The sequence below is a fragment of the Streptomyces pyxinicus genome (assembly GCF_024753135.1).
Taxonomy (GTDB): Bacteria; Actinomycetota; Actinomycetes; order Streptomycetales; family Streptomycetaceae; genus Streptomyces; species Streptomyces pyxinicus.
The window spans coordinates 1-18,394 of sequence record NZ_JANUGP010000047.1 but is presented as its reverse complement, the minus strand read 5'-3'; the positions used below and the strand labels follow the sequence as shown (position 1 = coordinate 18,394).

Sequence of the window (18,394 nt, the reverse complement as noted above, 5' to 3'; positions counted from 1 at the left end):
GTTGCGGATCCGCGGAAGGCAGCCCGACGTACCGGCTCCGGAGCGCCCGTGGAGCGAGATCGTGCCCGGCCTGTGGATGGGCGGGCACGAGTTCCGGGACCGTTCGGGGCGGGTGGAGCTCGCCGTCGTACGCGACGAGTTCGACGTGGTGCAGTCGCTGCTGCGGCTGCCGGGGTACGGGCCCGATCCGGGCGTGGAGCACCATGTGTGGCCGATCCCGGACGGGCCGCTGGACGGGACGCAGCTGGCCGGGGTGATGCGGCTGGCCCGCGCGGTCAACGAGACGCTGGACGCCGGCCGCCGGGTGCTCGTGCGCTGCTATCACGGGTACAACCGCTCGGGGCTGGTCGTCGGGCACGCGCTGGCCCAGCGGGGGCACGCGCCGGACGAGGCGATCCGGCTGATCCGGGCCCGGCGCTCGCCGTGGGCGCTGCACAACCAGTTGTTCGTGGAGTACCTGCGGGCCGGGCTGTCCACCGTGCGGCTGCTGGAGGAGCTCACCGAGTAGCCCGGGGGCGTGCGCGTCGGGACCGCACCGGGTACGCAAAAGGGGAGGTCCCGGACCATCGGGGAACACTTCCCTGCGAAAGCACCACTTAAGGTGGACGGGGTTCCGCCGATCCCGAAGCCCAGGAGCACCGTGCCAGCCCGTCGCCGCTCGCGTACCGCCCTCGCCGCGGCCGCCGTCGCCCTGCTGTCGGCGACCACGGCCGCCTGCGGCGACACCGGCGGGCTGCAGGGCGCCGGTGCCACCCCGACCGCCGCGAGCCCGGCCCGGCTCTGGCCGGATCTGCGGCCGGCGTCCAGCCCGGCGTACCCGTACGACGTGGCGACCCGGGCCGTCGTGAAGGGCGTGACCGTGCCCGGCGACGACATCCGGAAGGTCGATCCGGTGGACGTCGTCGAGGCGGAGATCAAGGCGCACCCGGACGACTACGGGCCGAAGGGCGCCTACCACGGCACCGCCGACCGGATGACGGAGTGCGGCGAGGGCGGGGACGCGGCGCGCTGCCCGCTGCTGAAGCCGTACTACCGCGACCTCACCGGTGACGGCCGGGCGGACCTCACGCTCGGCTTCCGGCTGTACCCGACCAACCAGACGGCGGTGCGCGTCTACACCGTCGAGAAGCACCGCCTGGTGCAGGTGCTCGCCGACAACGACGCGATCGTGGGGGTGGAGCTGGCCGGGCGGGCGCTGATCGAGCGGTCCCCGGCGGACATCTCCGGGTACGAGTACCGCACCACCTGGGTGTGGGACCCCGAGCAGCGGGCGATGGCGTTCTCCCGCGACGAGTACCTGCACACCGGCGAGGGCCGGCGCGGCAAGCAGCCGTCGGCCTCGCCCGGCCCCACCACGAGCGCGCCGTGAGACGGGCGCTGCCCCGGTGGGCGGGGACGCTCGCCGTGAAGGCGGCGGCGTTCATCACGGTGATGTGCTGTGCGCTGGCCGCGCTGCTCGGTGTGCTGGTGCACGTCTCGGTGACCAACCAGACCGTCGGCCAGGCCCGCGACCTCGCGCTGTCCCGGCTGGCGGACGCGACCCGGGCGTACGAGGCGGGCGACACGATGCCGCCGGGCGCCGGGGTGGATCCCGGGGGGCTGCCGAGGCCGCTGCGGGAGCTGGCGGTGGCCGGGCGGCGCGGCACGATGGTCTCCTCCCACCGGGGGCGTCCGACGATGTGGGCGGCGGGTCCGGTGGCCGGGCGCCGGGCGCTCGCCGTGGCGGTGGACTACTCGCAGCAGTCCCGCACCATCGCCGGGCTCGACCAGTCGATCCTGTGGTCGTCCGGGCTCGCGATCGGGGCGACGGTGCTGGTCGGCGCCTTCGCGGTGACGCGGGTGACCCGGCGGCTGCACGGCACGGCGCGGGTGGCCCGGCGGATCAGCGGCGGTGACCTGGACGCCCGGGTGAACGATCCCCGTACGAGGGATCCGAGCCGGCCGCAGGACGAGGTGGCGGCGGTCGCGGCGGCCCTGGACACGATGGCCGCCACCCTGCAGGGCAAGCTGCTGAGCGAGCAGCGGTTCACGGCGGACGTGGCGCACGAGCTGCGCACCCCGCTGACCGGGCTGCACGCGGCGGCCGAGCTGTTGCCGCCGGGCCGGCCGACCGAGCTGGTCCGGGACCGGGTGGCGGCGCTGCGCACGCTCACCGAGGACCTGCTGGAGATCTCCCGCCTGGACACCGGCCGGGAGCGGCTGGACGTCGACTCCGAGGAGCTGGGCGCGCTGGCCGGGCGGGTGGTGCGGGCGTCCGGCACGGACACCGAGGTCCGGGTCGTCCGGGACGCGCGGGTGGAGACCGACCGGCGGCGCCTGGAGCGGGTGCTGGGCAACCTGGTGGCGAACGCGCACAAGCACGGGGCGCCGCCGGTGGTGCTGACCGTGGACGGGCCCGTGGTGACGGTGCGGGACCACGGGGGCGGGTTCCCGGAGTACCTGGTGGCCCACGGCCCGCAGCGGTTCCGCACGGAGGGCGGCGCCAAGGGCCACGGCCTCGGCCTGACCATCGCCCTGGGGCAGGCGGAGGTGCTGGGCGCCCGGCTGACCTTCGCCAACACGGCGGACGGCGGGGCGGTGGCCACGCTGACCCTGCCGGCGGAGCGGGGAGACCGGCCGGCGGAGCAGCGGGGAGACCGGCTCGCGGAGTAGCGGGGCCGGCCGGGCCGGCCGGTCGAGTGGCGGGACCCGTGAGAGCCCCCGTCGGCGCGGCCGGTCCGGCGCGCCACGCTGAGGCCGGCTGACGCAGCACACAAGTCGGGCTGTTTCGGTAGGTTCCGGGCATGACCAAGGCCGGAACCACCCTCGCGGCCCCCCGGGCTCCCGCACCCGCCGCCCGGCTCCCCCGGCGCCGGGGTGTGGAGCTGGCGCTGCTCGTGCTGGCCGTCCTGCTGTCGGTGTACGGGTACTGCGCGGTCGGCGTCGCCCGGACCGGCACCGTGCCGCCCGGTGCCGTCGGGTACGGCGCGGGGCTCGGGGTGCTCGCCCTGTGCGCGCACGTCGCGGTCCGGATCCGGGCGCCGTACGCCGATCCGCTGCCGCTGCCGATCGCGGTACTGCTCAACGGGCTCGGTCTGGTGCTGATCTACCGGCTGGACCTGGAGACCCCGGGCGACCGGGCGGCCCCGGCGCAGCTGGTGTGGTCGACGCTCGGGGTGGCGCTGTTCATCGCCGTGGTGCTGATGCTGCGCGATCACCGGGTGCTCCAGCGCTACTCGTACGTGTGCGTCGTCGCGGCCCTCGTCCTGCTCCTGCTGCCGATCCTCTTCCCGGCGGTCAACGGCGCCCGGATCTGGGTGCGGATCGCCGGGTTCTCCATCCAGCCCGGCGAGTTCGCGAAGGTGCTGCTCGCGGTGTTCTTCGCCGCCTACCTGGCCGCGAACCGCAACGCGCTGGCGTACACCGGCCGCCGGGTGTGGCGGCTGCAGTTCCCGACCGGGCGGGTGCTCGGGCCGATCGTGACGATCTGGCTGCTGAGCGTCGGGGTGCTGGTGCTGGAGCGGGACCTCGGGACCTCGCTGCTGTTCTTCGGGCTGTTCGTGGTGCTGCTGTACGTCGCCACCGGGCGCACCGGCTGGATCGCGGTGGGGCTGCTGCTCGCGGTGCTCGGCGCGGTCGCCGTCGGCCGGCTGGAGCCGCACGTCAACGGCCGGATCGAGGACTGGCTGCACCCCTTCGCCACGATCGACGCCGGGCAGGGCCCCAACCAGCTCGCCCAGTCGCTGTTCGCGTTCGCGGCGGGCGGCTTCCTCGGCACCGGGCTCGGGCTCGGCCACTCGGTCCTGATCGGCTTCGCCGTGAAGTCCGACTTCATCCTGGCCACGGCCGGCGAGGAACTGGGCCTCGCCGGGCTCGCGGCGATCATCCTGCTGTACGCGCTGCTGGTGGAGCGCGGTTACCGGGCGGGCCTCGCGCTGCGCGAACCGTTCGGGCGGCTGCTCGCGGTGGGGCTGGCCTCGATCGTCGCGCTCCAGGTGTTCGTGATCGCGGGCGGGGTGACCGGGCTGATCCCGCTGACCGGCATGGCGATGCCGTTCCTCGCCCAGGGCGGCTCCTCGGTGGTGACCAACTGGGCGATCGTGGCGCTGCTGATCCGGGTCAGCGACTCGGCGCGCAGCCAGTACGACGGGAAGGCGGCGCCGTGAGCGAGTACGGCGGCGGGCGGCCGATGGCCCGCTACATCCGGCACGCCTGCGTGTTCTGCGCGCTGCTGCTCGCGGCCCTGCTGGTCAACGCGGCCCGGGTGCAACTGGTGCAGGCCGGCGGCTACGACGGCAACCCGGCGAACCGGCGGCCCGCGATCGCCCGGTACCAGCAGCCGCGCGGGGACATCCTGGTCGGCGGCGAGCCGGTCACCTCCTCCGTGGACACCGGGGAGCAACTGCGCTTCGAGCGCGGCTACCGGGACGGCCCGCTGTACGCGCCGGTCACCGGGTTCGCCTCGCAGACGTACGGCACCACGTTCCTGGAGCACGCCGAGGACCCGGTGCTGTCCGGCACCGACCCGGCGCTGTCCCCGCTGCCGCTGTGGAACGACGTGACGCGGCGGCGCAGTCCGGGCGGCGACGTGGTCACGACCCTGAACCGGACGGCCCAGCGGGCGGCGTACCGGGGGCTGGCCGGGCGCAAGGGCGCGGTGGCGGCGATCGAGCCGGCCACGGGCCGGGTGCTGGCGCTGGTGACGAGTCCGTCGTACGACCCGGCGGCGCTGTCCGGCAACGGCGAGGCGGTGGCCTCGGCGTGGGCCCGGCTCAACAACGACCCGGAGAAGCCCATGCTCAACCGGGCGGTGCGGCAGACCTATCCGCCGGGTTCGACGTTCAAGGTGGTGACGGCCGCGGCGGCGCTGGACGCGGGCGTGGTCACCGACCTGGACGCGCGGACCCGCTCCCCCGACCCGTACCGGCTGCCGGGCACCACGACCCGGCTGACGAACGAGGCCGACGGCTGCCGGGACGCGTCGCTGCGGTCCGCCTTCGAGTGGTCGTGCAACACGGTGTTCGCCAAGCTCGGGGTGGACACCGGGGTCACGGACATGGGGGCGACGGCGCAGGCGTTCGGGTTCAACGACAAGGGGCTGCGCATCCCGTTCTCGGTCTCGCCCAGCACCTTCGACCAGCACGTGGACAAGGCGCAGTTGGCGCTGTCGTCCATCGGGCAGTACAACACCCGGGCCACGCCCTTGCAGATGGCGATGGTCGCGGCGGCGGTCGCGGACGGCGGGCAGGTGCGCCCGCCGTACCTGGTGGAGCGGACCACCCGGAACGGCGGCGAGACGGTCGCCGGGGCCGGGGCGCGGCCGGTGCGGCAGGTGATGCGGCCGTCCACGGCGGCCCGGCTGAAGGAGCTGATGACCGACGTGGTGGAGGAGGGCACCGGCACCCGGGCTGCCATCCCGGGCGCGATCGTCGGCGGCAAGACCGGCACCGCCCAGCACGGCGTGGACAACTCCGGTGTGCCGTACGCCTGGTTCGTCTCCTGGGCCCAGGCCGAGGACAAGGCGGAGCCGGGGGTCGCGGTCGCGGTGGTGGTGGAGGACGCCTCGGCCGACCGAGGCGAGATCAGCGGCGGCGGTGACGCGGCGCCGATCGCCCGGGAGGTGATGCGGGCGGTCCTCGGGCGGTGAGGCCGTGTCCGAGGGCGCCGCACCCGCCGGCGAGGGCGGCGGATGCGGCGAACTCATCCAGAGCGGGGGTCAGTCGATCGGCTTGACCGTCTCCGCGCGGATCTTGAGGGTCTTCCGCGCGAAGGCCTCCAGGTCGACGGCCGAGGGGTCCTGGGAGACGCCGGCCGTGGTGACCTCGGCGATGGTGGCGCCGGTGTTGCCGTCGGCCCAGGCGCACATCGGCACGGTGACCTTGGTGCCGAGCTGTTCCTGGGTCAGCACCTCGCAGGTGATGGTGACGTCGAGGTGGAAGTCCTTGGCCGGTACGGCGACCTTCGCGCCCTCGCCCTCGGCGGCGCCCTTCATCATGTTGCGGCGGGCCGCGTCGGCGTTCTTGAACCGGCCGTACATGCCCGACACCACCAGGGTGCCCTTGGTCTGGTCACCGCCGGGGGTGTAGCTGCCGACCACGCCGTGGGTGTCCTTGGCGTCCCAGGCGCCGTCGGCCTCGTCCTGGATCTTTTTGCCCTCGGAGCCGGAGAGGTCCTGGCCGAGTTCGTACTGCCCGCCGAGCAGCGTCCTGGGCAGCGTGAGCTTGTTCTTCGCCTCGGGGAAGCCGCTCGTGGCCAGCAGCGCGATCGCCACGATCACCGCGACGACGAGCACGACCACACCGCCGACGATGCCGAGCACCAGACCGAGGCGGCGCTTCTTCGGCGGCGGGGCCATGGGCGGGACACCCCAGCCGGGGTAGGGCTGGCCGGGCTGCGGCGGCTGCCCGGGGTACGGGCCCGGCTGCCCGTAGGGACCCTGCTGCGGGTGGGGGCCCGGCTGCGGGGGCGGAGAGCCGTACGGGCCGGGGGCGGGCTGCTGGCCGTAGGGCCCCTGGGGCTGGGCCGGATACGGCGGCTGCTGGGGCTGGTTCGGGTACGGCGGCTGTTGCGGAGGCTGCGGAGGCATGGACACGCCAGCACGCTACTGCACCCGGGGGAACCGGCAGGAATCCGTCATCGTCTCGATCGGATCACGTCCGCCGCGCCCGCCCGCGCCCGGAACGAGCCGTCCGCCCCCGGCAACAAGTCGTGCGCGAGGGATTGACGCCCTTGCTGACAGGCAGTCTCATAAGAGGCGGACGACGTACCCCCCGGTAACGAGGTGAGGGAGCCATGACGACCCTGACGGAAGCGGACGCGCTGGACGGCCTGCGCGACGCGCTCGGCCTGCTCAAGGACCGGGAGCAGGTGGCCGAACGGCTGCTGGCCTCCTCCGCCAAGCACTCCTTCGACCCCGACAAGGAGCTGGACTGGGAGGCCCCCTTCGAGGAGGGCAAGTGGTTCTGGCCGCCGGAGCTGGTGTCGCTGTACGGCACGCCGATGTGGCAGCGGATGAGCGAGGAGCAGCGCATCCTGCTCTCCCAGCACGAGGCGGCGGCGCTGGCCTCGCTCGGCATCTGGTTCGAGCTGATCCTCATGCAGCTGCTGGTCCGGCACGTCTACGACAAGGCGGCGACGAGCGCGCACGTGCGGTACGCGCTCACCGAGATCGAGGACGAGTGCCGGCACTCCAAGATGTTCGCGCGGCTCATCTCGCGCGGTGACACGCCCTGGTACCCGGTGAGCCGCGCCCACCAGAACCTGGGCCGGCTGTTCAAGACGATCTCCACGACCCCGGGTTCGTTCACGGCCACGCTGCTCGGCGAGGAGGTGCTCGACTGGATGCAGCGCCTGACCTTCCCGGACGAGCGGGTCCAGCCCCTGGTCCGGGGCGTCACCCGGATCCACGTGGTGGAGGAGGCCCGGCATGTGCGCTACGCCCGCGAGGAGCTGCGCCGCCAGATGGTGACGGCCCCCAAGTGGTCCCAGGAGTTCACCCGGGTCACCTCCGGCGAGTTCGCCCGCGTCTTCTCGGTCGCCTTCGTCAACCCCGACGTGTACACCAACGTGGGCCTCGACAGGCGGGAGGCGATGGCGCAGGTCAAGGCCAGCGGCCACCGCCGGGAGATCATGCAGACCGGCGCGAAGCGGCTGACCGACTTCCTGGACGACATCGGCGTGCTGCGGGGCGCGGGCCGCCGGCTGTGGCGGTCCTCGGGTCTGCTGGCGTAGCACGGGCAGCCGGGGCGGGCGGTCCCGCGGGCGCCGGGGCCGGGCGGCGGTGCGGCGATTAGGCTGCTGGACATGACCCCGGCCGCCACGCCCGCCTACCGCCGCCTGAGTGTCGAGGAGCGGCGCAGTCAGCTCCTCGCCTCGGCCCTGTCGCTGTTCGCGCACCGCGCCCCCGAGGACGTGTCGCTGGACGACGTGGCGGAGGCCGCCGGGGTGTCCCGGCCGCTGGTGTACCGGTACTTCCCGGGCGGCAAGCAGCAGCTCTACGAGGCCGCGCTGCGGTCCGCCGCCGAGGAGCTGCGGCACTGCTTCGACGAGCCGCGCGAGGGCCCGCTGCTGGCCCGGCTGTCCCGGGCGCTCGACCGGTACCTGGCCTTCGTCGACCAGCACGACACCGGCTTCAGCGCGTTGTTGCAGGGCGGCAGCGTGGTGGAGACGTCCCGGACCACGGCCACCGTGGACGGGGTGCGCCGGGCGGCCGCCGACCACATCTACCGCCACCTCGGCGTCACCGGTCCTGGGCCGCGGCTGCGGATGACCGTGCGCATGTGGATCACCGCCGTCGAGGCCGCCTCGCTGATCTGGCTGGACGAGGGCAAGGAGCCCCCGGTGGAGGAGCTGCGCGCCTGGCTGGTGGAGCAGTTCGTGGCCGTCCTCACGGTCACCGCGGGCCGCGACCCCGAGACCGCCGAGCTGGTGGGCACGCTCACCGCGGAAGCCTGAGACTGGGACCGTGAAGAGTCAGGACACCCCCTTCGAGGGCGGCCCGATGGACGGCCGGGTGCTGCCGGTGCTGGTCGGCGCCACCGGGCACCCGCCGAAGACGTACCGCATCCCGGTCCCCGGCGCGGACGGCGGCCCGCCCACCGTGCTCGTCTACCACCGCGTCCCGCGCGGGCACAGCAGACGGCTCGGTCTGATCACCGGCTGGAAGTACCAGTACGCACCGCACGACACCACCGGCGGCAGGCTCCGCTGGCCCTGGTCCAAGCCCCCGGTCGCGCCGCCCGGCAACCCGGGTGACCCGGACGACTGAATCGGCGGGGCCGAACGGCCCAGAGATATACCGTTGATCACTTCCGCACGTCCGATTATCACCTTTGCGACGTTCGTGGGGGACGGCGGAGAGCCCGCCCGTCCCGCCACGCCGGAGGTGACGAGGTGTCAGGAGTGTTTCTGCGGCTGGCCTGTACGGCGGCGCTGGCGGCCCAGACCGCCCTCGCGCCGGTGCCCGCGCTGGCCGCGCCGGGCGACCCCGAGCGGCCCCTGTCCCAGCTGCTGACAGACCTTCAGCGGCTGTACCGCGGGACCGAGCAGGCCACCGAGACGTACAACGCGACCGCGGAGAAGCTGGCGCGGCAGCGTGCCGAGGTGGCCCGCCTGGACGACGAACTGGCCCGCGCCCGGCTCTCCCTGCGCGACAGCCGCACCGACGCCGGGCGGCTGGCCCGGCAGCAGTACCAGAACAGCGGCGGGCTCGGCCCCTACGTCCGGGTCCTGCTCGCCCGCGACCCGCAGCACGCGCTGGACGAGGGCCACGTCATCGGCGAGCTGACCCGCGAGCGCGCCCGGACCGTGGCCCGCCTGGACGAGGCCGAACAGCGCAAGGACAGCCTCGCGCGGGCCGCCCGCAAGGCCCTGGACGCCCAACTGAGCCTCGCCGGGCGGCAGAAGAAGCAGCGCGACGACGTACGGACCCGGCTCGGTGACGTGGAACGCCTGCTGGCCTCCCTCACCCCGGACCAGCTCGCCGCCGTCGCCCGGCTGGAACAGCAGGGCGTCACCGAGGCACAGGAGCGACTCGGCAGCGCCGGGTCGCTGCCCGACGACGGCCGCCCCGCCACCCCCGCGGGCGACCGGGCGGTCCGCTTCGCCCTGGACCAGGTGGGCAAGCCGTACCAGTGGGGCTCGGCGGGCCCGGTCGCCTACGACTGCTCGGGCCTGACCTCCCGGGCCTGGTCCGACGCCGGCACCCCGATCCCGCGCACCAGCCAGGAGCAGTGGCGCCTGCTGCCGAAGGTCCCGCTGAAGGAGCTGCGCCCCGGAGACCTCGTCGTCTACTTCCCCGAGGCCACCCACGTCGCGATGTACGTGGGCGGCGGCAACGTCGTCCAGGCCCCGAGACCCGGCGAGCAGATCAAGGTCTCGCCGCTCGCGTCCTACCCGATCCTCGGAGCCGTCCGCCCGGACCCGGCTCAGGCTCCGGCGACCGAGGCCAGGTAGCCCTCGATCCTTCCAGGCCGACGCGGAACCCTGCCACCATACTTCTCATGGACGCATCGGTACTGGACGCGTTGATCGGTCTGATAGGTGTTGCCGCAGGCGGCGGCGCCGCCTGCGGCGGAGTCGTCTACCAGCAGCGCCACGGGACCCGGGCAGCGGATACCGCCAGACGACGAGGCGAAGCAGTCGCGGCGGCTGAGCGCATACTCGCCGAGTTACTGACCACGCAGCAGCATCTACGGCAGGGTTTCCATGACGTCGCGGAAGACGAGCGACAAGAATACTTCCGCGTCCTCCGTCGCCATCACGCCACTGTCCAGCTGTACGCACAATGGCTGCCCGACGCACAACTGAGAGACCGGCTGTCCACGAACGCCCTGTACGTCCAGATCGGTCCATTGGGTGACCAGCGGAGCGACGCCCAACGACGTGTGGAGGGGATGGCCCTCTGCACGGACAGCATCTCCTGCCTCGGCTCCTACCTGCGTTCGGAGGCCGTTCCCCATCGAGACAACTCCACGTCTGAGTTACTCGCTCGCTGGCCTGAGGGACGAGAATTCCATACGTTCATCTTTGCGGAACGCCAATCGGAAGGCGACTTGCATGGCAGCTCGCTGGACTAGTGGCGAAGTGGAGCCGCCACTGTCCGGCTCCACGGTGAGGCTCCGAGTTCGACGCTGTGTTCCGTGCGCGCCCGAGTAGCCGAGCCGTCAGACCCCGGCGACCGAGGCCAGGTAGGCGGCCGTCTTCTCCGGTTCGTAGAAGAAGTTCTCGAAGTCGGCGGGGTCGTCGAAGGCGTTGGCGAAGCGGTCGGCGACCGGCTGGAGGGCGCCGGCCGCGCCGATGAGGTCGAGCACGTGCGCCGGGGGCGGGGCCAGCATGGCGTTGGTCCACTTGGTGACGTGCCGGGCGGTGGTCCAGTAGCGGTCGAAGGTGGCCCGCATCCACTCCTCGTCGAACGGCTTGTCGCCGCGTTCGAGGATCGAGTCGAGGTAGGCGGCGGCGCACTTGGCGGCGGAGTTGGAGCCCTGGCCGGTGATCGGGTCGTTGGCGACGACCACGTCGGCGACACCGAGGACCAGGCCGCCCGAGGGGAGCCGGCCGATCGGGTTGCGGACGGTCGGGGCGTAGCGGCCGGCCAGCGTGCCGCCCGCGTCGGTCAGTTCGACCCTGGTCGCCCGCGCGTACTCCCAGGGCGTGAACTTCTCCATCAGCTCCAGGGTCAGGGAGAGGTGCTCGGCCGGGTCCTTGACGCCGGTGAAGGCGTCGAGCGGGCCGCCGGGCACACCCTCCCAGAACAGGATGTCGGCACGCCCCGACGTGGTGAACGTCGGCATGATGAACAGCTCGCCGACGCCGGGCACCAGGTTGCAGCGGACCGCGTCGAACTCCGGGTGCTCCGGGCGCGGGCCGAGTCCGTGCACGTAGGCGACCGCCAGCGCGCGCTGCGGCTCGCCGTACGGGGAGCGCTCCGGGTCGCGGGCGAACATCGAGACCAGCTCGCCCTTGCCGGCCGCGACCAGGACGAGGTCGTAGGTGCGGGAGAAGTAGTCGAGGTCGCCGACCGCCGCGCCGTGGATGACGAGCTGGCCGCCGCGCTGGGCGAAGGTCTCCATCCAGCCGGCCATCTTCACCCGCTGGTCGACGGACTGCGCGTAGCCGTCCAGCCTGCCGACCCAGTCGACGGCCCGCTGCGTGGGGCCCGGGTCGTGCGAGCCGGGGGCCGCGACCGAGACGCCGAGCCCCTCGATCCTCGGGGCCTGGGACTCCCAGAAGTTCAGCTTCAGGTCGCGCTCGTGCCCCAACGCCGTGTGGAACATGCACTGCGTCGACATGACCCGGCCGGAGCGGATCTCGTCCGCGGTCCGGTTGGACATCAGGGTGACCTCGTAGCCGTGTGACTGGAGGCCGAGGGCGAGCTGGAGGCCGGACTGGCCGGCTCCGACGACGAGTATCTTCCGCATGCGGGTGGTTCTCCTACCGGGTGAGGACTACTCGGGGGTTTCGTCCAGCGCGTGGGCCACCAGGGCCAGGAGGGTCTCGACGACCGGGATCCGCCGCCGCGCGTCCATGATCATGACAGGGATGTGCGCCGGTACGGTGAGCGCCTCCCGTACGTCCTCCGGCTCGAACCGCTCACTGCCGTCGAAGTGGTTCACGGCCACGACGTACGGCAGTCCGCAGCTCTCGAAGTAGTCCAGCGCCGGGAAGCAGTCCTTCAGCCGGCGGGTGTCGGCCAGCACGACGGCGCCGATCGCGCCGCGCACCAGGTCGTCCCACATGAACCAGAACCGCTGCTGGCCCGGCGTGCCGAACAGGTAGAGCACCAGGTCGTCGTCGAGCGTGATGCGGCCGAAGTCCATCGCCACGGTGGTGGTGAGCTTGGCCGGGGTGGCGGACAGGTCGTCGGTGTCCTCGCTCGCCTCGGTCATCAGCGCCTCGGTCTGCAGGGGCGTGATCTCCGAGACGGCGGTGACCAGCGTGGTCTTGCCGACTCCGAAGCCGCCGGCCACCACGATCTTGGTGGCGACCGGGGCCCGGGTCCGGTCCGTCTGCCAGGACTTCAGGTCCTCGTCGGGCTCGGTGACGAGGGGGGCGACGCCGGTGGCGTCAGAGACGGCGGAGTCCACTCAGCACCCTTTCCAGCAGAGCGCGGTCCGGGCGGCCGGTGCCGTGACCGGTTCCGGTGCCGTACACACGGATCTTTCCCTGGTCCGCGAGGTCGCTGAGGAGGACGCGGACCACGCCGAGCGGCATCTTCAGCAGCGCGGCGATCTCGGCCACCGTGCGCATACGGCGGCAGAGTTCGACGATGGCCCGCAGCTCCGGCATGACCCGGGTGGTGAGCGAGCCCTTCGTCAGTTCCCTGCGCTCCTCGGGGGCCTCCAGCGCGGCCACGAACGTCTCCACGAGGAGGACGTGACCGAAGCGGGTACGGCCGCCGGTGAGCGAGTAGGGGCGGACGCGGGCGGGTTTGCGGTCGCCGCCGCGCACCGGGAGCCGGGGGGTGCCGCTCATCGGGCGCTCCCGGTCGGCTCGGACTCCAGCGACTGCCGTAGCTCGGAGCGGAGTTCGGGGGTCAGGACATGGCCGGCCCGGCCCACGAACAGGGCCATGTGGTACGCCACCACGCTCATGTCGCACTCGGCGCCGCCGTGGACACCGAGCAGCGAGCCGTCGCTGATCGACATCACGAACAGGCTGCCCTGCTCCATGGCGACCATGGTGTGCTTGACCCGCCCGAAGTCCATCAGCTTCGCCGCGCCGACGGTGAGGCTGCCGATGCCGGAGACGACGGTGGCCAGGTCGGCGGAGGAGCCCTTGGGGCCGGTGGGCCTCGCCTCGCGGGAGGCGCGGGCCTCCTCGGTGTGGTCCGGGTCGGACGAGAGCAGGAGCAGGCCGTCGGAGGAGACCACGGCGACGGACTGGATGCCGGGTACGTCCTCGACCAGGTTGGTCAGCAGCCAGTGCAGGTTGCGGGCTTCACTGCTCAGTCCATAGGTACTGGGCGCGGTCAACTGCTTGCCTCCTCGGCTGTGCCCCCCGTGGCTTCTTCGGCGTGCGCGTGGTCGGCCGCCGTGGTCTGGTACGTGGTCGGACGCTGGTTGGTGCCGGTCTGCTCGATCTCCGCCTCCACGTCGCGGTAGCCGGCCTCGGCGCCGCGGCGGAAGCCGCCGAGCCTGCGGCGCAGGGCGTCGGCGTCGACGGTGCCGCCGCGCTGGCGGGGCGGGGCGGGGGTGGTGATTTTGGGGGTGCGCTTGGGGAGACCCTTGCTGGTGAGCCGGTCCTCGTCCGCCTCGGCTTCGCCATCGGCGGGATTCGTGTTCCCACCCGCACCACCTGTGCGGCTTTCGTCGCCGGCCGCGGGTGGCCCCTGCGGTGCGTGCCCGCCGTCGGCGGTCTGCGGCGCCGTGCGCGGTGCGTCGTGGGGCAGCGCCGGGGCCGGGTGCGGCCTCTCGCGCGGCAGCGGTCCCGCCGCGTCGGCGTGCGGTGCCTCCGGCGGCAGTGGCCGGGCCGGTTCCGGGGGCGGCTCCGGGAGGAAGAGTTCCATCGTCGTCTCGGCGAGGGTCTCCAGGGGGGCCTTCGGGCGGGTCTCCGCGGGCTCGTCGTCCTGGTCGCCGGCCTGGGCGTGGACCTCGCGGTCCGTGCCGCCCGTGACGTCCGTCGCGCCCGTGGCATCCGTGCCGTCCGCCTCGTCCGCCGACGTGTCGAACGCGTCCCGCACGGCCCGGTCGGCCCAGTCGGCGTCGGAGGCGTCCTGGACCGCCTTCTCCGCCAGGGTCACCAGCGGGTCGGCGTCGGCGTCCTTGGCGCGGCCGGGCAGGACGTTGGAGTTGGCCTCCGCGTCGGCGCCGGGCAGCGAGACGGGGGACGTGCCGGGGGACGTGGTCGCGGGCGGGACCGCGGCCGGCGGGGCGTCGGAGAGCAGCGTGGCCGGCAGGACCACCACCGCCGCGACGCCGCCCTGCTTCTGCTCGCGCAGCCGGGCCCGGATGCCGTGCCGGTGGGCGAGGCGGGCGACGACGTAGAGGCCGAGCCCGAGACCGTCCTCGGCCTCCTGGTCGTAGGGGGACTCCGGGTCGAACGCGGAGAGGCGGGCGTTGAGGCGCTCCAGGCGCTCCGGCGCCATGCCGATGCCCTCGTCCTGGACGGAGAGCATGACCTCGCCGGATTCCAGCAGCCAGCCGGAGACCTCGACGGGCAGCTCCGGCGGGGAGAACGAGGTGGCGTTCTCCAGCAGTTCGGCGAGCAGGTGGGAGAGGTCGTCCGCGGCGAAGCCGGCCACGTGGGCGTGCGGGGGCAGGGCCGCGATACGGACCCGCTCGTAGCGCTCGATCTCGCTGACCGCCGCGCGCACCACGTCGACCAGCGGCACCGGTCCGGGGTGCTGCTGGACGTGCTCGGTGCCGGCGAGGACGAGCAGGTTCTCGCTGTGCCGGCGCATGACGGTGGCGAAGTGGTCGAGCTTGAAGAGGGTGGCGAGGCGGTCGGGGTCCTGCTCGCGCGCCTCCAGCCCCTCGATGACCCCGAGCTGGCGCTCCACCAGGCCGAGGGTGCGCAGCGCGAGGTTGACGAAGGTGGAGCCGATGCTGGTGCGCAGCCGCTCCAGCTGGGCGGCGGAGTCGGCGAGTTCGGCGCGCAGTTCCTCGCGGGCGTCGGCCATCTTCTGCCGCTGTCCGACCAGGTGCTTGCGGTCGGTCTCCAGGGTGCCCACCCGCTCGTGCAGGGCGGCGGCGTGCGTGTGCAGGGCGTTGACCGAGCGGACCACCTGGGCGAACTCGTCGTTGCGGCCGGTGAAGGTGATCGGTTCCTGGGCCGCCGGGTCCTCGGCCTCCGCGAGCCGGGCCGAGCCGCGCCGCAGGACGGACAGCGGGCGGGTGAGGGTGCGGGCCATGGCGGTGGCGAGGCCGATCGCGACCAGCATCAGGGCACCGAGGACGGCGACGCGGATCTCCAGGGCGGTGACGTCGTCGTCCCGGAGCTGTTCGAGGTCCTTGGTGCGGTGGTCGTAGAGCGAGGACTCGGCGCCGCGCATCAGGTCGACGCGGGCGGACAGAGCCGCGTCCAGCTTCTTGGTGCCGGTGGTCAGCTCGCTGTCGGCCAGGGTCGGCTGGTCGGTGAGCGTGGCGAGGTACTTCTCCGCCGAGTTGACCTCGGGTCCGGTGACCGTGGAGTCGTAGGAGTCCCGCGCGGCCTTGGGCGCGGTCTCGCGGAAGCCGGCGAGTGCCGCGTCGGCGCGCAGCCGGGCCTGCTGGGCGGCGGCGGTGAGCGCGTCGCGCTGCTTGCGGTCCGCGTCTGTGCCCGTGGTGGTGGTGCTGGGCAGGCCGGTGACGGGGTCGATGACCGTGTGGCGGCCCGACGGCACGTTCAGCGCGGCCAGCAGCAGCCCGCGAGCGGCGGCGGACTGCTGGACGGCGGAGTCCAGTTCGGCGAGCGCGTGGTCGCCGGAGCCGGCCCGCGGCGGCGTCCGCTCGGCCAGCTGTTCGGCGAGCCGGTGCAGTTCGGTGATGGTCGCCGAGTAGGCGCGGTGGGCCTCCAGGGCACTGCTCTTGCCGGTGAGGGCGGAGCGCCGGACGCCGGCGACGGCGTCCAGGTCGTCACGCAGGTCCGCCGGGGTGTCGGTGTCGGCGCGCAGCTCCTCCACCTGCCGGTCCACCCGGACGCTGCGGTCCTCGGCCGGGGCCTTGGTCCTGGGCCGGCCGGCCGCGATGTAGGAGGTGACCTCGTCGCGTTCGTCGGCGAGCGCGTGCGCGAGGGCGAGGGCGTCCTGGGTGCGGGCGGCCAGCGTCACCAGGTTCTGGGAGTCGTTGACGTCCTGGGAGGCGGTGAGCAGCGAGGGCGCGCCGGCTCCCGCGACGGCGGCGGCCACCACCGCGACGGCGACGATCAGCCGGGTGCGCACATGAGTGGGTCGGCCGGTGCCCACGGACGTCTGCGGGGCGGTCCCCGTGGGGGCCGACTGCCTGTCTGTGCGCCGAGGCCGCTTCTTCTGCACCGGTGCTCGCATTCCTGAACTCGTCTATCCAGGGGCCCGGGTGGCGCCCCGTCATCTCGGTGCCAAGTGGTGCGTACACCCGGTACGTACGGTTCCCGACCCTCCCAGCGCCGGTGGGCAGTGGTCGCGCATCACCTGACCCGCCACCTGAAGGAGTGAACATCGGTGAGGAGTTGACGGGCAAGTTCCCGTGGCGCGTGCGACGGCCTTGCGCGGCGGGCCGGTTGGACGCGTGCGGCCCGGCTTTGGCAGTATTCGCCACCGCGCCTTCCCGGAGTGCCCCATTCTCCCCCAAACCAGGCGCCTGACCTGCGGGGTCGTGCCCGGCTCGGGATCGCGACCGGCCATCGACGGGGCGGGTGCGGAGCTGGTGCAGACTGGCCGGATGCGAACCGATCTCGTCTCGGAACCCGGCACCGCCGACCGCCCCAACGAGGACTTCGCCGGTGTCGGACTACCCGCCTGCGGACAGGGCGGTTGTGTGATCGTCCTGGACGGTGTGACGCCGCCCGGCGGTGCCACGGGCTGTCTGCATTCCGTCCCCTGGTTCACCGCGCGGCTCGGCGGTGCGCTGACCGAACTGACCGTTTCCGGGCGAGATCTGACGCTGACGGAGATTCTCGCGAGGGCGATCGCGCGCACCGCGGAGGCCCACGCGGAGACCTGTGACCTTTCTCACCCGCGAACTCCGCAGGCAACCGTCGTCCTCGTGCGGTGGTCCAGCGACTCGGTGGAGTACCTCGTGCTGTCCGACTCGGTGCTGCTGCTGCGCGGCGCCGACGGCACGGTGCTGCCGGTGCTGGACGACCGGCTCGCCCGGCTCCCCCGCTCGGCGCTCGCCACCGACGCCCTGGTGGACGCGAACCTGCGCAACCGGGAGGGCGGCTTCTTCACGGCCGCCGCCGACCCCTCGGTGGCCGCCCGCGCCGTCATCGGCACGCTGCCGCGCGGCGAGGTCCGGGCGCTGGCCGCGCTGACGGACGGGGCGAGCCGCTGGACGGAGACGTTCGGCGAGGGCGACTGGACGGACCTGCTCGACGTGATCGCCAAGGAGGGCGCGGGCGCCCTGGTGGAGCGGGTACGGCGACTGGAGGCGGCGGACCGCGAGGAGCGGGCGTTCCTGCGGCGGAGCAAGACGCACGACGACGCGACGGTGGTCTACGCGGAGCTGTGAGCCGGTTCCGCCCGCCCGGTCACCTTTCCATGACCCCGTTCAACTGGTGCAGCAACCGGGCCAGTTCGGCGACCTCGTGGCGGTCCCAGTGGGCGAGCTGGCTGACGTACCGCGCGCGGCGGGCCTCGCGGACCTTGCCGACCCGGCCGCGGCCCTCGTCGGTGAGGGTGACCAGCCAGGCCCGGCCGTCGGCGGGGTCGGGCTGGCGGGTGATCAGGCCCAACTCCTCCAGGGCACGCAGCTGGCGGGACATGGTGGCCTTGCCGACGCCGATGTAGCCGGCCAGTGCCGTGGCCCGCTGGCCGCCCAGCTCGTCCAGCCGGATCAGCAGCCCGTACGCGGAGGACTCCAGGTCGGGGTGGACCTCGCGGGCCATCTCGCCCTGGTTGGAGCGGGCGCGCCGCAGCAGCACGGTCAGCTCGCGTTCCAGGGCCAGGAACTCCTGGTCCGCACCGCTCGGTGACCCCTGGCCGGCGACCCGGTGCGTGTCGCCGTTTCCGTCCTCGTGCACGTCAGCACCCCTGCTCGGTTTCGCGTTCCTGAAAGTTTCCGTCATCCGGCGTCGTCGCCGCAGCTCCGTAAGTATTTCGCAGGCGTAGACCAACGGCGGTTCCCGCGGCCCTTCCCACGTCCTGTCTACGTGCGTAGCTTCTTTATCAGGCAATCAATGGCATGCCCACGTCCAGTGGAGCGGCCCGCCCCGCGACGGTCACTGCCACGGTCCCCCCACCCCCCTTTCCGGAGGCACGTCATGCCCGCGCACAGACCCGGCCCCATCCGCCCCCGCCCCC

At 73.3% G+C, this 18,394-nt stretch carries 18 protein-coding genes; 11 read left to right on the top strand and 7 right to left on the bottom strand.

The window, feature by feature from the left end; translation table 11 throughout:
- The first annotated feature begins 1 nt into the window (after position 1).
- The 5 genes from NX794_RS34100 to NX794_RS34080 all read left to right on the top strand — a co-directional run bounded on the left by NX794_RS34100 (position 2) and on the right by NX794_RS34080 (position 5,626).
- On the top strand, positions 2-508 hold the full coding sequence (locus NX794_RS34100; protein ID WP_258783565.1) for a protein-tyrosine phosphatase family protein: 507 nt from the start codon (positions 2-4) through the stop codon (positions 506-508).
- A gap of 132 nt (positions 509-640) precedes the next feature.
- Positions 641-1,369, top strand: a complete 729-nt coding sequence (locus NX794_RS34095) for a hypothetical protein (RefSeq protein WP_258783564.1) — start codon at positions 641-643, stop codon at positions 1,367-1,369.
- Entirely contained in the window at positions 1,366-2,652 is a 1,287-nt protein-coding gene (locus NX794_RS34090; protein ID WP_258783563.1) for a sensor histidine kinase, read from the top strand. The genes NX794_RS34095 and NX794_RS34090 overlap by 4 nt, the downstream gene beginning before the upstream one ends.
- Before the next feature lie 131 nt (positions 2,653-2,783).
- Positions 2,784-4,145 carry an FtsW/RodA/SpoVE family cell cycle protein gene (locus NX794_RS34085; protein WP_258783562.1) on the top strand — a complete coding sequence of 454 codons (1,362 nt, stop codon included), beginning with the start codon at positions 2,784-2,786 and terminating at the stop codon, positions 4,143-4,145.
- A 23-nt stretch (positions 4,146-4,168) separates the two neighbouring features.
- Entirely contained in the window at positions 4,169-5,626 is a 1,458-nt protein-coding gene (locus tag NX794_RS34080) for a penicillin-binding transpeptidase domain-containing protein (RefSeq protein WP_258783582.1), read from the top strand.
- Between the two features lie 69 nt (positions 5,627-5,695).
- On the opposite strand, the gene NX794_RS34075 is transcribed toward NX794_RS34080, so the two are convergent.
- Positions 5,696-6,565 (bottom strand): hypothetical protein, encoded by an 870-nt coding sequence (locus tag NX794_RS34075; protein WP_309506062.1) that lies wholly within the window; start codon positions 6,563-6,565, stop codon positions 5,696-5,698.
- 206 nt (positions 6,566-6,771) lie between these two features.
- Between NX794_RS34075 and NX794_RS34070 the strand changes: the two genes are divergently transcribed.
- The 5 genes from NX794_RS34070 (at position 6,772) to NX794_RS34050 (ending at position 10,556) form a co-directional block, all read left to right on the top strand.
- Entirely contained in the window at positions 6,772-7,710 is a 939-nt protein-coding gene (locus tag NX794_RS34070; protein WP_258783560.1) for an AurF N-oxygenase family protein, read from the top strand.
- Positions 7,711-7,782: 72 nt separating this feature from the next.
- A complete protein-coding gene (locus tag NX794_RS34065) occupies positions 7,783-8,433 on the top strand; it encodes a TetR/AcrR family transcriptional regulator (RefSeq protein ID WP_258783559.1) in 651 nt (216 codons plus the stop codon).
- Between the two features lie 10 nt (positions 8,434-8,443).
- Positions 8,444-8,746, top strand: coding sequence for a hypothetical protein (locus NX794_RS34060; protein ID WP_258783558.1), 303 nt, complete (start codon positions 8,444-8,446; stop codon positions 8,744-8,746).
- 125 nt (positions 8,747-8,871) lie between these two features.
- Entirely contained in the window at positions 8,872-9,933 is a 1,062-nt protein-coding gene (locus NX794_RS34055; RefSeq protein WP_258783557.1) for a C40 family peptidase, read from the top strand.
- Positions 9,934-9,980: 47 nt separating this feature from the next.
- A complete protein-coding gene (locus tag NX794_RS34050; RefSeq protein ID WP_258783556.1) occupies positions 9,981-10,556 on the top strand; it encodes a hypothetical protein in 576 nt (191 codons plus the stop codon).
- An 87-nt stretch (positions 10,557-10,643) separates the two neighbouring features.
- On the opposite strand, the gene NX794_RS34045 is transcribed toward NX794_RS34050, so the two are convergent.
- The 5 genes from NX794_RS34045 to NX794_RS34025 are packed head-to-tail and all read right to left on the bottom strand — an operon-like array spanning position 10,644 to position 16,429.
- Entirely contained in the window at positions 10,644-11,897 is a 1,254-nt protein-coding gene (locus NX794_RS34045) for a styrene monooxygenase/indole monooxygenase family protein (protein WP_258783555.1), read from the bottom strand.
- Between the two features lie 27 nt (positions 11,898-11,924).
- The gene (locus NX794_RS34040; protein WP_258783554.1) at positions 11,925-12,563 is read right to left on the bottom strand and encodes a GTP-binding protein; all 639 of its coding nucleotides are present in this window, start codon (positions 12,561-12,563) and stop codon (positions 11,925-11,927) included.
- The gene (locus NX794_RS34035) at positions 12,544-12,951 is read right to left on the bottom strand and encodes a DUF742 domain-containing protein (RefSeq protein WP_258783553.1); all 408 of its coding nucleotides are present in this window, start codon (positions 12,949-12,951) and stop codon (positions 12,544-12,546) included. The genes NX794_RS34040 and NX794_RS34035 overlap by 20 nt, the downstream gene beginning before the upstream one ends.
- Positions 12,948-13,451: a roadblock/LC7 domain-containing protein gene (locus NX794_RS34030; protein ID WP_258783552.1), complete on the bottom strand. Its 504-nt coding sequence runs from the start codon at positions 13,449-13,451 to the stop codon at positions 12,948-12,950. The genes NX794_RS34035 and NX794_RS34030 overlap by 4 nt, the downstream gene beginning before the upstream one ends.
- Positions 13,448-16,429 (bottom strand): nitrate- and nitrite sensing domain-containing protein, encoded by a 2,982-nt coding sequence (locus NX794_RS34025; protein WP_258783551.1) that lies wholly within the window; start codon positions 16,427-16,429, stop codon positions 13,448-13,450. Before NX794_RS34025 ends, NX794_RS34030 begins: the two co-directional genes overlap by 4 nt.
- 385 nt (positions 16,430-16,814) lie before the next feature.
- Here NX794_RS34025 and NX794_RS34020 point away from each other — a divergent pair, with 385 nt between their 5' ends.
- Positions 16,815-17,603, top strand: a complete 789-nt coding sequence (locus tag NX794_RS34020; RefSeq protein WP_258783550.1) for a protein phosphatase 2C domain-containing protein — start codon at positions 16,815-16,817, stop codon at positions 17,601-17,603.
- Positions 17,604-17,622: 19 nt separating this feature from the next.
- Here NX794_RS34020 and NX794_RS34015 read toward each other — a convergent pair whose 3' ends face one another.
- On the bottom strand, positions 17,623-18,114 hold the full coding sequence (locus NX794_RS34015) for a MarR family winged helix-turn-helix transcriptional regulator (protein ID WP_258783549.1): 492 nt from the start codon (positions 18,112-18,114) through the stop codon (positions 17,623-17,625).
- Between the last annotated feature and the right edge of the window lie 280 nt (positions 18,115-18,394).